At 61.3% G+C, this 13,550-nt stretch carries 12 protein-coding genes; 4 read left to right on the forward strand and 8 right to left on the reverse strand.

Annotation, left to right across the window (positions count from 1 at the left end):
- The first annotated feature begins 154 nt into the window (after positions 1-154).
- Both V1293_RS15735 and V1293_RS15740 read left to right on the forward strand, forming a co-directional pair.
- The gene (locus V1293_RS15735; protein WP_334510819.1) at positions 155-1,378 is read left to right on the forward strand and encodes a polyhydroxyalkanoate depolymerase; all 1,224 of its coding nucleotides are present in this window, start codon (positions 155-157) and stop codon (positions 1,376-1,378) included.
- 192 nt (positions 1,379-1,570) lie between these two features.
- The gene (locus V1293_RS15740; RefSeq protein ID WP_334510820.1) at positions 1,571-2,365 is read left to right on the forward strand and encodes a substrate-binding domain-containing protein; all 795 of its coding nucleotides are present in this window, start codon (positions 1,571-1,573) and stop codon (positions 2,363-2,365) included.
- 117 nt (positions 2,366-2,482) lie between these two features.
- On the opposite strand, the gene V1293_RS15745 is transcribed toward V1293_RS15740, so the two are convergent.
- From V1293_RS15745 to V1293_RS15780, 8 genes are all read right to left on the reverse strand, one after another.
- On the reverse strand, positions 2,483-3,067 hold the full coding sequence (locus V1293_RS15745; protein ID WP_334510821.1) for a hypothetical protein: 585 nt from the start codon (positions 3,065-3,067) through the stop codon (positions 2,483-2,485).
- A gap of 16 nt (positions 3,068-3,083) precedes the next feature.
- A complete protein-coding gene (locus tag V1293_RS15750; protein ID WP_334510822.1) occupies positions 3,084-3,677 on the reverse strand; it encodes a hypothetical protein in 594 nt (197 codons plus the stop codon).
- Between the two features lie 845 nt (positions 3,678-4,522).
- Entirely contained in the window at positions 4,523-6,262 is a 1,740-nt protein-coding gene (locus V1293_RS15755; RefSeq protein WP_334510823.1) for a protein kinase domain-containing protein, read from the reverse strand.
- Between the two features lie 199 nt (positions 6,263-6,461).
- Positions 6,462-7,274 (reverse strand): formate/nitrite transporter family protein, encoded by an 813-nt coding sequence (locus V1293_RS15760; protein WP_334510824.1) that lies wholly within the window; start codon positions 7,272-7,274, stop codon positions 6,462-6,464.
- Between the two features lie 591 nt (positions 7,275-7,865).
- Positions 7,866-8,612, reverse strand: coding sequence for a transporter substrate-binding domain-containing protein (locus V1293_RS15765; RefSeq protein WP_334516732.1), 747 nt, complete (start codon positions 8,610-8,612; stop codon positions 7,866-7,868).
- Between the two features lie 111 nt (positions 8,613-8,723).
- The gene (locus V1293_RS15770) at positions 8,724-9,392 is read right to left on the reverse strand and encodes an OmpA family protein (RefSeq protein WP_334510825.1); all 669 of its coding nucleotides are present in this window, start codon (positions 9,390-9,392) and stop codon (positions 8,724-8,726) included.
- Complete coding sequence (locus tag V1293_RS15775) at positions 9,392-9,811, reverse strand: hypothetical protein (RefSeq protein ID WP_334510826.1); 420 nt, start codon at positions 9,809-9,811, stop codon at positions 9,392-9,394. The genes V1293_RS15770 and V1293_RS15775 overlap by 1 nt, the downstream gene beginning before the upstream one ends.
- Positions 9,812-10,018: 207 nt before the next feature.
- Positions 10,019-11,200, reverse strand: coding sequence for an MFS transporter (locus V1293_RS15780; protein WP_334510827.1), 1,182 nt, complete (start codon positions 11,198-11,200; stop codon positions 10,019-10,021).
- Positions 11,201-11,268: 68 nt separating this feature from the next.
- Here V1293_RS15780 and V1293_RS15785 point away from each other — a divergent pair, with 68 nt between their 5' ends.
- Together V1293_RS15785 and V1293_RS15790 are read left to right on the forward strand one after the other, a co-directional pair.
- On the forward strand, positions 11,269-12,069 hold the full coding sequence (locus tag V1293_RS15785; RefSeq protein WP_334510828.1) for an AraC family transcriptional regulator: 801 nt from the start codon (positions 11,269-11,271) through the stop codon (positions 12,067-12,069).
- A gap of 115 nt (positions 12,070-12,184) precedes the next feature.
- Complete coding sequence (locus tag V1293_RS15790) at positions 12,185-13,537, forward strand: malonyl-CoA decarboxylase (RefSeq protein ID WP_334510829.1); 1,353 nt, start codon at positions 12,185-12,187, stop codon at positions 13,535-13,537.
- Positions 13,538-13,550 lie beyond the last annotated feature (13 nt).

Here is a 13,550-nt window from a genome sequence, read left to right on the forward strand (position 1 = left end):
AAAACGCCTCCGCGCAGGCATGGGCAGCCAGCCGCGCCGCCGCCCATCGCCTGTGCGTCGGGCATTTGCGGAGCAAGCCACATGCCAGTTTTGGAGGCGGCCAGGCCGCTCTGGCGTCGATATTGCATGGCCCCCGGGACAGGGGCGGACGTGAATGATGTCAATGATGTACCAGGCCTATCAGAACCACATGGACCTGACGTCGCCATGGCGGACCGGGGCCGCAGCGGGGCTGAAATATCTCAACCTGGTGCCGCAAGGCGTCTCCGACAGATTGTTCGGCCGGCTCGCCGCGTCGCTCGAACTGATCTCGCGCTCCTCCCTCACCTATCACCGGCCTGCCTACGGCATCGACAGCGTCCTGGTCGGCAACCGGGAGCTGGAGGTGACCGAGGAGGTTACCTTCGCCACCCCGTTCGGCTCGCTGCTCCACTTCAAGAAGGAAAACGCGCCGGAGCAACCGCGGCTGTTGCTGGTGGCGCCGATGTCCGGCCATTTCGCCACCCTGCTGCGCGGCACCGTGAAGACGCTGCTGCAGGACCACGACGTCTACATCACCGACTGGCACAATCCGCGCGACATTCCGCTTCATGCCGGCCGCTTCGGGCTGGAGGATTACACCGACCACCTCATCACGTTTCTCGACAAGATCGGCCCGCGCGCGCACATGGTGGCGATCTGCCAGCCGTCGGTCTCGGCGCTGGCCGCCGCCGCCGTGATGTCGGAAGACAACCATCCGGCCCGCCCGGCGACACTGACCCTGATGGCCGGGCCGATCGACACGCGGATCCAGCCGACCAAGGTCAACGCGTTCGCCAAGAGCAAGCCGATCAACTGGTTCGAAAAAAACCTGATCAATTACGTGCCGGTGCAGTGCAAAGGCGCGTTCCGCAAGGTCTATCCTGGCTTCGTGCAGCTCACCGCCTTCGTGTCGATGAATCTCGAGCGCCACATCAAGCAGCACATCGACCTCGCCAATCATTTGGCGAAGGGCGAGAAGGAGAAGGCGGAAATCATCAAGAGCTTCTACGACGAATATTTCGCCGTAATGGACCTGCCCGCGGAATTCTACATCGAGACCGTGCGCGACGTGTTTCAGGAGCATCTGTTACCGCAGGGCAAACTGATGCATCGCGGCCGGCCGGTGAACCCGGCCTCGATCAGGCGCATAGGCCTGATGACGGTGGAAGGCGAAAAGGACGACATCTGCTCGATCGGCCAGACGCTGGCGGCGCAGGACCTCTGCACCGGCGTGCGCGCCTATCGCAAGGTGCACCACATGCAGGCCGGCGTCGGCCATTACGGCGTGTTTTCCGGCAAGCGTTGGAACAACGAGATCTATCCGCTGCTGCGGGATTTCGTGCATGTGAATTCGTGAAACTTATCCGTCATTCCGGGATGGTCCGAAGGACCAGACCCGGAATCTCGAGATTCCCCGATGCGCAATTGCGCATCTGAGGTTCACATCTTCGATGCGCCCCGGAATGACGTCAGAACTAGCCGCCTTCCCGTTCACACGCTAACATCCTCCCAAGGCCGACCGTTCAAGAGTCGTCCGGGGAGGAACATCATGCGTCTTTCGATCCATTTCCGCGCCGTCGCGCTCGCCATTCTCGGCGTATTCCTGCTGACCGTCACGGCCTCCGCCGCCGAGGTGCGGGTGATGATCTCGGGCGGGCTGACGGCGGCCTACAAGGCGCTGGTTCCCGAATTCGAGCGCGCGACCGGCCACAAGGTGCTGACCGCCTATGGGCCGTCGATGGGCACGACGACCAACGCCATTCCGGTGCGGCTGGAGCGCGGCGAGCCTGCCGATGTCCTGATCATGGTCGGCTATGCGCTCGACGATCTCGCCAAGAAGGGAAAGGCTGTCGCCGACAGCAAGGTCGATCTCGTCAAATCGCCGATCGCGGTCGCCGTGAAATCGGGCACGCCGAAGCCGGACATCTCTACGCCCGATGCGCTCAAGCGCGCGCTGCTGGCGGTGAAGACCGTCGCCTACTCCGACAGCGCCAGCGGCGTCTATGTCTCGACCGAGATGTTCGCCAAGCTAGGCATCGCCGACGAAATGAAGGACAAGGCGCGGAAGATTCCGGCCACGCCCGTCGGCGAGATCGTTGCGCGCGGCGACGCCGAGATCGGCTTTCAGCAGATGAGCGAATTGAAGCCGGTGGAAGGCATCGACATCGTCGGCCCGCTGCCGGACGAACTGCAGAAGATCACAGTGTTTTCCGCAGGCATCGCCGCCGTCTCCAAGGAGCCGGACGCCGGCAAGGCGCTGATCAAGTTCCTCGCCTCGCCCGCCGCCCGCGGCGAGATCGTCAAGAGCGGCATGGACCCGATTCCGGCGGGCGCGACCAACTAAAGCACCGAAGGGCCTGCACATAAAATCGTGAAAACAACCCCATGCAAAGTAGGCTTGCGCCCCGGCCCGCAGCACTCGTGCCGCCCTGCGCCCCGGCACGAGAAGAAAAAAGCTCGCTCATCGTCCATACTTAGCGTTACACCAGCAACCCAGATCACAGAGCTTTCCGCCCGCGTCTAAAGGCTTTCCAAACCGCCTGACCCGAATGGTATACCAGCTTTCGCCTGCGTCTGATTGAACCATCGAGATATCGTAATCGAGGCCTGCCTTGATATAGCGGTACTTGTTCCTGTCTTTCGGTGCTATGTCGTTCGGCCCATCTCTTGTATAGGCATCCATCATGACCCCGTTCGGATCGGAGCCGACGTAGCGGCAATAGTTGATATCGCGCTCGGCTACACACTGTTTTAACAGGTCCACGGCTTGATCGGCGACAGCGACAAACTGCTCAACGGTCACGCCGGCGGGCAGTTCGCTGCCTAGTTCGCGCCCACGGTCACGGACAACACGGCGTATCCTCGGCCGGACCTCTTCAACAAAATCGGTAGTCCACATGAATCCCTTCGAAGGGCAGACGTTCGCGCCGAAATGCGGCTGCGTCCACCACACAGCCATCAACGCCACCAAGCCAAACAACCACGCAAGCCGGCGTCGCCATCTCCTTCGAGGTTTCGCCGCGACGACTTCTGTACCGATTGTCATGCGATGTATCCCGCAGTCATCGACCTTCAACCTTCAATACAAACGCACGACTGTTGTCGCGGCGATTAGGCGGTGATGCCAGCCAGCGAAACAAATCCTCGGTAGTCGGGCTCTGTGCGTTTTTTGTTCGAAATTCCGCAGCTACCCCGAGATAGACCACGACACCCGGCACGGGTTTCAATTTGGGCAAGTGGTCCAGGCGACCATAAACAACACGGAGCCGTTCGTCCGGGTTGGGCAAATCGGCGGTGATGTGCAACATCGAAACACCAGCGCCAGGCGAGATGGTCGGCGGAGGTCCTTTTTTGCTCGACCACAACGTCATTAATGGAGGGGCGCGATCAAGGTTGAGTGCGTGGACCACGCCCGGGCACTCCACTTGATGAAGTTCGGGAACAAAAACTTCTATCTCGCCCAAAAAATACGGCCGTACCCAACGGGTCGGCATGTAAAGATTTGTCGGGCCGACTTTTACTATTCTCACATCTGCAATCGACCCGTCCGCCAGGACCAGGTTTTTACGCTCGGGCAGATCAGGGCAGTTCGGGGGCTTTGGCGGAGAACTCTCGGCAGATGTCGCGACAGTGTTTACGGCACCTGCCATGAACATTACCCCGAATAGAACTCCCAATGATAAGACTCGTCGATTCACTCGGGCCTCCCTCCGTCCCTTTTTGATCGGGAACTAAACGCCTTGAAAGCTCAGTACCCGCGTAAGGCGAGTTCTCTTTAACCCGTAATCTCGCATGGAGCAGCGGGCTAAAGAGAATCCGCCCTACGCAGATCAATCGCAGGTTAAGTGCACTGGCGCGGTCCGACGTTGACTCGTGATAGAAGGCCTCTCCCTTATGTCCATGCAGGGTCACATGGCGCGCGATTGAGGCGGCAAGCTCACCGCAGAGCCGACCTTCGACATCAACTGTCTCTATCATGTCGCCACCCCCCTTCATGCGGGATGTACGCCCGATTCGTCACCGGAAAATAAAGCTAGACGTCGCACCTACGGGTTGCAAACGAGCATCAGGAGCGAGCCCTAACGTTTCATGAAGGGAGGAGAGTGATCTGCTGCGGTTGGGCTCTCGAGCCATAAAGGCAAACGCCGGATTGTCGCGCTCGCCCGATCTCGCATTCGTCGGGTAAAGTGCCGTTAAGGATTTTTGAAAGAGTATCGGTGTCAGCCTTGGCTGGAAGAAACAAAATGATCGAATGGGGCGGCAGGCAAATCCACTTCAATACCGACATGCATCCGATCGCATCGAGTGCAACGAACTAGCGCGACGTATTCAGTCCCTCCCCGTCATCCTGAGGAGCGCGGTCTTGCGCGCGTCTCGAAGGACGACGGCCATCGGCGGGCAGCACATCCTTCGAGGCTCGCCCAGCGGTGCAAGTGCACCGCAAGGCTCGCACCTCCAGCGACAACGGCGAAGCCGTTGCGCAGGGAACGACGTTCGAGTGCTACCGATGCATCCCGTGCTGGATCGCCAGCAGCACGATCACGGCCAGCGCCAGCACCACGGTGGTGCTTTTCCAGAACAGCAGCGGGTTGCGCTCGATCAGCGGCGTCGATGACGTCGAGAGATAGTTCGCGTTGGGATGACGCAGGTCGAACAGGAATTCCGAAAAACTGTCGTAGCGCTTGTATGGATTGGGGTGCACGGCCTTCTCGAGCGTGCCGTCGATCCATTGCGGCACCTCGCGGTCGCTATGCGACGCCGGACGGTAGACCAGCCTGTTGAACTGCGATCGCGTCCGTGCGTTCGCGATCTGAGAACCGTAAGGCAATTTTCCCGTCAGCATCTGATAGGTGATGACGCCAAGTGAGAACAGGTCGGAGCGCGACGTGGCCGGATCACCGATAAAGTATTCCGGTGCAGTGTATTGCTGCGTACCCAAAATGTCGTTGCGGTTGCCGGAGGGCGCGGCCTCGACGACGCCGGTGATTTTGGTCGAACCGAAATCGATGATCTTCACCGTGCCGGTGGCGTCGATCATGATGTTGTCGGGCCTGATGTCCTGATGCAGCATCTCCTTGCGATGGAAGGCGCGCAGCCCCTTGGCGATCTGCTCGACGATGCCGCGCACGGTTTCCAGGCTCGGCTTCGGATTGTCGATCATCCATTGCGTCAGCGTCTGCCCGTCGATGTATTCGGTCGCGACGTACAGGAAATTGCGCTTGCGCTGCAGCAGGCAGGGTTTTAGCACATGCGGGCTGTCGATCCGCCGCGCCACCCACTCCTCCATCATGAACCGCTTCAAATAGGCGGGATCGTCGCGCAGATCGATCGACGGAATCTTGATGGTGACCACGGCGTCGGTTTCGATGTCGACGGCGAGATAGATGTGGCTGCGGCTGGAGCCGTGCAGCTCCCGGACGATCCGGTAGCCGTCGAACACCGCCCGCGCCACCAGCAGCGGCGGCAGCGGCAGTTCATGCGGCTGCGCGAACACTTCGCTTGCGGCGCCGTCGGGCACCTCATCGACGCGGACGATCTGTACGGTGAGATTGTCCTTGCTGCCCAGCTCATAGGCCATTTCCACGATCGTCTTTGCCGCCTGGTCCAGATCGGACGAACCGTCCTTGATGGCTCTTGCGATATGGCGGTCGCCGACATGCTCGTAGATGCCGTCCGTCACGAGGACGAAGGTATCGCCCTTCTCGACCTTGAACGTCAGGTAATCGATTTCGATCTGCGGGTTTACCCCGAGCGCGCGGCCGAGATAGCTCTGCTCGGATGAAATGACGACGCGATGGTCGTTGGTCAACTGTTCGAGCGAGTTGCCGGACAGCCGATAAATCCTGCTGTCGCCGACGTGAAAGATGTGCCCGGTAGTCGACTTGATGACCAGGGCGCTCAGCGTGCAGACGTATCCGCGGTCCTTGTCATAGGAGTATTGGCTGCGCCGCGTCTGGGAATGCAGCCAGGAATTGGTCGCCTCCAGCACGCGCTGCGCGGAGGTCCGCACCGACCAGGATTCCGACGTGCAGTAATAGTCGGTGAGAAATCCCTTGACCGCCGATTCACTCGCGACCCGGCTGACATTGCTGGTACTGATCCCGTCGGCCAGCACGATGGCGATGCCCTTCAGACTCAAGAGCGGCTCGGCGGGAATCAGAACGCCGTGAAAATCCTGATTGGTCTCCTTGCGACCTTTGTCAGAATGTTGGCCAACCGATATTTTCAGTTCGCGCGGCATGTTCACGACCAATGAGCAGGGCCTCGACTAGAGCCCGGTTCTGATTAAATCAGAACCGGGCCCTAGATTCTTCTTTTGACGCGTTTTCTACCGCAGATAAGTCTACGCAATCTGCGTAACCTTGATTGCTATGCGAACCGGTATCCACTTCGCTCGAAAACGCTATTGAAGATCGAGGCCCTCTCAAGTCAATCGCCGATCAGATGGCGGCGCGCTTCGGCGCGGTCTTGACGTGCGTGGCGTACAGCGTCAGGCCGGTGAAGGCGAGACCGCCGACGAGGTTGCCGACCACGGTCGGGATCTCGTTCCAGATCAGGTAATCCATGATCGTGAACTTGCCGCCCAGCAGCAGACCAGACGGGAACAGGAACATGTTCACGATCGAATGCTCGAAGGTCATGAAGAAGAACAGCATGATCGGCATCCACATCGCGATCACCTTGCCGCTGACGGTGGTCGAAATCATCGCACCGACGACGCCGGCCGAAACCATCCAGTTGCAGAGCATGCCGCGGACGAATAGCGTCAGCATGCCGCCCGCGCCATGCGCCGCGTAACCGACGGTGCGTCCCTCGCCGATCGTGCCGATCACCTGGCCGACCTTGTCGGGCGGTGAGGTGAAACCGAAGGTGAAAACGATCGCCATCATCACGGCGACCGTGAAGGCGCCGGCGAAGTTGCCGATGAACACCAGCGTCCAGTTGCGCAGCACGCCGCCCAGCGTCACGCCGGGGCGCTTGTCGATCAGGGCGAGCGGACACAGCACGAACACACCGGTCAGGAGGTCGAAGCCGAACAGATACAGCATGCAGAAGCCGACCGGAAACAGCGCCGCACCGACGATCGGAACGCCGGTCGACACGTTGATGCTAACGGAGAAGGCGGCGGCGAGCGCGAGGATGGCTCCCGCCATATAGGCGCGGATCACCGTGTCGCGCGTCGACATGAAGATTTTGGATTCTCCGGCATCGACCATCTTGGTCACGAATTCCGAAGGCACGAGATAGGCCATTACAGTTCCCCTTGTTCGCAAAAGCGGTTCAATCCAGCCCCGGCAACCACAGCCGCGCCGATGTAAAGTGAGCCAGGCCGCCCTCACGCGCGTGCCGGATGCCGCCTTCAGCAGAACCAAACAGGTCTGCCCCGGCACGGCCGATGACACGGTCACGCTCGATCAGAAACAGAGATGCACAAGCTTTCGTGGGAAATGGTCCCGATGACTGCTCCAACGCGCCTCGGTGAGGTCGCTTGATCCCTGTGCCTTCGCCAACGCTGGCTTTGGCAGTCCGTAGGACGGCAGTCGTCATTGACTGAGAAACAATTAAGCAATCGATGTGCCAACCCCGATTTTCGGGCATTGGCTCGAAATACCTCGTGATTCTACGGGTTTATTCCACCGTTTGCACGCGTCCGGCACAGGTGGATGCCTTGTATTTGTGCAGTTGCACAGATGTTGGCGCCTACCGCCGTCAAACCGGGGCGCGCGTAGCGCGAGCCCGGAATCCATTTCAGCACCTGCTTCGAAGCTCGATGGATTCCGGGTTCGATGCTTCGCGTCGCCCCGGAATGACGTGAGAATAGATCTCCGTCAGACGACCCTCACCTATTTCGTCTGCGTCCGCACCGGCCGATCCTTCAGGCCGTTATTGTCATAGGCTTTACGCAGCGTGCCGTTGGCGATCGCTTCGTTCAGAAACTTGACCGCAAACGCCAACGAGAGCGGATGGTTGGGCGGCACCGCGACCGCCGTTACCGTCTGCTTGAACGTTTCCTCCAGCACGCGGGTGCCCGGGATCTGTTTTGCCATGGCGTTGAGCTGATCGCGCGACAGCGCGAACGCGTCGATCTTGCCGCCTTTGAGCAGGCCGAAGATTTCGTCGTAGGTCTGGTAGCCGGTGACCTCAGCATTCTTCAGATGCGCGATCGCGCCACGCATCGTGGTTGTGTTGTTGACCGCGGCGACCTTGATCCCAGGCTGATCGAGTGTTGCAAAATTCGTGATCTGAGAACCTGGCTTGACGATGTAGGTCGCGTCCGCAACCTCATAGATCGGCCCGAACGACATCCTGCCCTCACGTTCCGGATCTTTCGGCAGGAAGGTGATGTCCCAGGTGCCCTTCGACGCCGCATCGACGATCTGCCCGGAATTGTTGTGCGCGACATATTCGACGGGGACGCCGAGTTGTGCCGCCATCTCACGGCCGAGATCAACGGGCACGCCGGCATAACCGGTTTCGGTTTTGGTCGACCAGAACGCGCCGCCGGCCGGACTGATCGCAATCGCCACCCGCAGCTTGCCGGTCGGCGCGATCTCGTCCTTCAAGGCATCGGCGGCGGCGGGCGTCATCATCATTGTTAATCCCAGCAAGAGACCGGCCATTTTTGGCGAGGCTTGATCGAACATCGGGTGCTCCTTCCTCAGCCGGCGGCTGGCGTCGCTCTCACCCCGTGCACGGGGCAATCAGCGCTTCTTTTTCTTTGCCGCAGCGGGGCCTTTGGGTGCCGCCGCTGCCGGCGTTGCCGGTTCGGCCGTTTCAAACTTGCCGATCGCAATGATCTGGACGCGCGCATTGGCAGGCGCCGCCGGGCGATTGACGTCCTGCAACTGTTCCTCGCCGAGACCAAGCGCCTGAAGCCGTTTCGGCGACACCTTGAAGGTGTTCACCAGGACGTCCCGGATCGATTCGGCGCGCCGCTGGCTCAGGATCAGATTGTGGTCGCGCCTTCCGGCGGATTCGACATGATCGACGATCAGATAGCGGTAGGGCCGCAATTTCGGATCGGTCAATGCGTCGGCGATGCTGCCGATCGTCTGGTAGGAGGCCGGCCGGATCAGGGAAGAGTCCTGGTCGAACACGACGTCGAAACGGATTTGCGGCAGTTTCGTCAGTTGGGGCGCGAGCGGCGGCCGCTTTTGCGGCTGGGCATCCGCTCTCGCCTTGATGCGGTCGGCAGCCTGCTGTTTCAGGGCGGCCAGATCGATATCCGACTCGGCCTCGACGGCAAGCTTCTCAATGATGTCGCCGCTCGACACGGCCGTTTGCGCCCGCCCCGCCGTGACCGGCAAGGCAAACATGGCCAAGGCGCTCAGCAACGGGGCGATGTCGCGCAGCTGATTCCCCCAGATCATCAGCGATACCCCGCGGCGCTGATCGCCTTGTTGCAGTTCGGGGTCGCCTTCTTGGTCGACTCCAGCAGACATTGCAGGCCTTTGACGGGATCCTGCCGAACCTCGCCGCACAGGTGTTTCAATTCCCAATTGCACAGTTTTACCAGCGAGGTGCGCGCGGTGATGCGCTGCTGGATGGCCCCAAGGGCCTGGGGATAATCGGTCTTGCACTTCGTCGACACCACGTCCTGGTTGCGGCCCAGGCACTCCTTCAGGCGCGTCGCGTCGAAATTGACGCCGCGGCAATTGTCGTCGATGTCCTTGCCGCAGCTCGCGGCCAGCATGGCCGCGGCCTCCTCGAATTTGATGGCCTGCTGCGCCGCCGCCAGCGAGGGTACCAATATCGCAATGATGAACAGGAAAAGCCGGATTCGGGTCATGGCCGCACCTCACACAAGGAGGGTAGCGATGGTCAAGTGTTCTGTTTGAGTCCACGGCCACAGTTGCGCTATTGCGCCGCAGCAAATCGCCGCGGGCAGCCGGGCATCAGGCATCGATATGCAATAACCCCATGCCCCAGCCGCCGGCCCCATGACAGAATGATGACGTCATGAGTTCGACAGCCGGCTGCCAACGATGGACTGACCTCACGGCGCGGTCCGCGCCGCCGGCACCTTGATCTCCTGCGGCAGGATGAGCGCCGCCACGATCACCAGCAGGCACAGCGCGCCGAACGCCTGCAGCATAGTGACGAAGCCGCCTCTTTCATAGAGCCACGCCACCAGGCCGACGGATGCGCCCGCCGCGGTAAAGCCGATGAAGTAACGCACCGAATAGGCGCGCGAACGCCATTCCTCGCTGGTGTATTTGCCGACCATGGCGTCGTTGACGGTCACCTGGCCGAACGCGCCCATCACGATTCCGATGGAGGCGATGATCAGCGGCAGGTTCGACAGCGTCGCCGCGAAATACATGAACGGCGCCAGCAAAAATGATAGCGGCAGCATCACGGTCTTCAGCGAATAATGGTCGATCAACTTGCCGATGGTGTACTGCGTCATCGCGCCGAAGACATAGACGCCGGCCGCGATGACCCCAAGCAACGCCGGGCTGTCGGTCACGTCGGCCAGCCGCTCAGCGAACAGTTTCGGCATCGCCACGGTGATGGCGTTGAACGTGGTGGAAATCGCGATCACCACGATCAGCAAGGCCAGCAACACCCGCCACATGTCCTGCTTGGCCACCCTCGCCTGCGCCGCCGCCTGCCGGCTGCCGCTTCGGTTCTCGTGCACCACCATCAGCGCAAAGGCCACGCCGATCAGCATGGTGACGATGCCCGGGACGATAAAGGCCCAGCGCCAGCCGAGATACTGCCCGATCACGCCGGTGACCAGCGCCGAGGACGCCACGCCGAGGTTGCCCCAGACGCCGTTCAGGCCCATCTCGCGGCCGAGCTTGTCGGCATAGGACACGATCATCGCGGTGCCGACGGGATGATAGATCGAGGCGAACAGCCCGATCGACAGCAGTGCCGCGCCGAGCTGCAGCGGGGTCAAGACGAAGCCGACCGCGATCATCGACGCGCCGATGCCTGAGAAGAAGATCACCATCATGTGGCGGCGGCTCCAGCGGTCGCCAAGCCAGCCGGTGATCAGCGAGCCCGCGCCGAACGCGACGAAGCCCGGGGTCGCGTAAGGTAATAGTTCCGAATAGGCCATGCCGAGCGCCGGCCCCATGATGATGACGGCCGCGGCAAAAATCAGCATCGCATAATGGTCGATGAAATGGGCGGCGTTGACGAAAGTGATCACCCGGCTGGGGCTGTTCATGGTCGATTCCCGAATCCCGCAATTTTCCGAAATAGGTTATACGGGGTTGTCCTGACGGGATGTCGCCAATGAATATCGCCGAAAAGCCAATTGCCGCCATTATCGGGCGCCGCATCTCGACCGGTGACGGCATCCACATGATTGCGAACAGCTACCGGAAGGGCGTTCGGCTCGACACCCACATGCACCGCGAGGCGCAGCTTGTTTATGCGGCCAAGGGCACGATGCAGGTGACGACGCCGAAAGGCCGCTGGCTGGTGCCGCCGGACCGCGCGGTCTGGGTGCCTGCGCTCTCGGAACATGCGATCGATGTGCTCGCCGATATCGAGATGCGGACGCTCTATTTCGAACTCGACTGGCTGCGGCGCGAGGCGCGCAGCCACAGCCTGGACGCGGAATTCGTGGTACGGGTGTCGCCGCTGCTGCACCAGACCATCCTCGCGCTGTTCGACGATCGCGGCGACCGCGAGCGAACCGAAATTCTGCTGCGGCTGGCGATGATGGAGCTGGACCAGGCGGAGGATTCGGCAACCTTCATCCCGCTGCCGCGTGAGCTGCGCTGCCGGCGCGCCGCCGACATCGTGCTCGCGGACCCTACCGGCGACCACGAGATCGAGACGCTGGCGCGCGAGGTCGGCACCTCGGCGCGGACGCTGTCACGGCTGTTCTCAGCCGAGACGCAACTGAGCTTCAAGAGCTGGTGCCAGCGTGCCCGGATTGCGGCGGCCATCGAGAAGCTTTCGACGGACGCCGGTGTCTCGGTCAAGCAGCTTGCCTCGGATTTGGGCTATGCCAGCGTGCCTGCGTTTTCCCATGCCTTCCGGCAGGTTACCGGAAAAACGCCGACTGAATTCGCCGGGAAGGAGTAACGCCTGACTTTAGAGGCATGACATATTTACGTACGATCCATACGCTTGATTGTGATCGGCACCGTCCTAAATTCCGTATAAGATTCCGGCACACTCACTGGATTCGACCCACCGCATGGCCAACGCCTTTTTTTCCGACCTTCTCACGACGATATCAGAACGTGGCCGCACGCTGCTGCGCCGGGGCGAGCCGTCCGTCGCCCGCCAGGACGCCTCCGAACTGCTTGAACTATGCAAGGCGCTGCTGTCGGGCCGCGGCGAAGCGTCCGGCACCGCGATGGCGCGCGACGTGCTCGACCGCTACCACGACCTCGACGCCGCCGGCCGGCTCACCTTCTTCGAAACGCTGGCCCGCGACTTCGGCCCTGACCGCGAGAAGCTGTCGCAGGCGATCGAGAGCTGGCGCAGCCAGCCGAACGACAGCGATGCCAGCGACCTTCACTTTGCTTCCGAGCCGCAGCGGCAGGAGCTGATCCGCCGGCTCAACCGCGCGCCGGGCGGCACCAGCGAGCTGGTGGCGATGCGCGCCGACCTGCTTTCCCTGATGAAGGGCAACAAGGATCTGGCCGCGCTCGACCGCGACGTGGTGCATTTGCTGTCTTCTTGGTTCAACAGGGGATTTCTCGTGCTGCGCAGGATCGACTGGTCGACGCCGGCGAATATTCTGGAACAGATCATCCGTTATGAAGCCGTGCACGAAATCCGCGACTGGAACGATCTGCGACGCCGCATCGACCCGGTTGATCGCCGTTGCTACGCCTTCTTCCATCCCCAGCTCAACGACGAACCGCTGATCTTCGTCGAGGTCGCGCTGACCGAGACGATCCCGACCGCGATCGCGCCGCTGCTCGCCGCCGAGCGTCAGCCGGTGCCGATCGAACGCGCGCGCACCGCCGTGTTCTATTCGATCTCGAATACGCAAAAAGGGCTTGGCGGCATTTCCTTCGGCAGTTTTCTGATCAAGCAGGTGGTCGAGGAGTTGCGGCGCGAATTGCCGAAGCTGGATACGTTCATCACGCTGTCGCCGGTGCCAGGCTTCATGCAATGGCTGAAACAGGCCGACGACGTTCCACTCAGCGACGAGGAGCGGACGCTGCTGGAGGCGCTCGACAGGCCGGACTGGTGCGAGGATGCGGAGCTGACCGCGCAACTGCGCGCCGTGCTGGAACCGCTGGCCGCGCATTATTTCCTCAAGGCCCGCACACCAAAAGGCCGGCTGATCGATTCGGTGGCGCGCTTCCATATCGGCAACGGCGCGCGGCTGGAGAAGATCGACTGGCTCGGCGATCTCTCGCCGAAGGGCTTGCGTGAATCCGCAGGCGTCATGGTCAACTATCTCTACCGGCTGGAAGACATCGAGAAGAACCACGAGGCCTACGCCAACCAAGGCGAGATCGCAGCGTCAAGCGCGGTGAAGAAACTGCTCAGGACCGAGGGCCGGCGGCTACTGGATATGCGGCTGTCGTAGAGCGGCCCACGGA

The sequence above is a fragment of the Bradyrhizobium sp. AZCC 1693 genome (genome assembly GCF_036924745.1).
Taxonomy (GTDB): Bacteria; Pseudomonadota; Alphaproteobacteria; order Rhizobiales; family Xanthobacteraceae; genus Bradyrhizobium.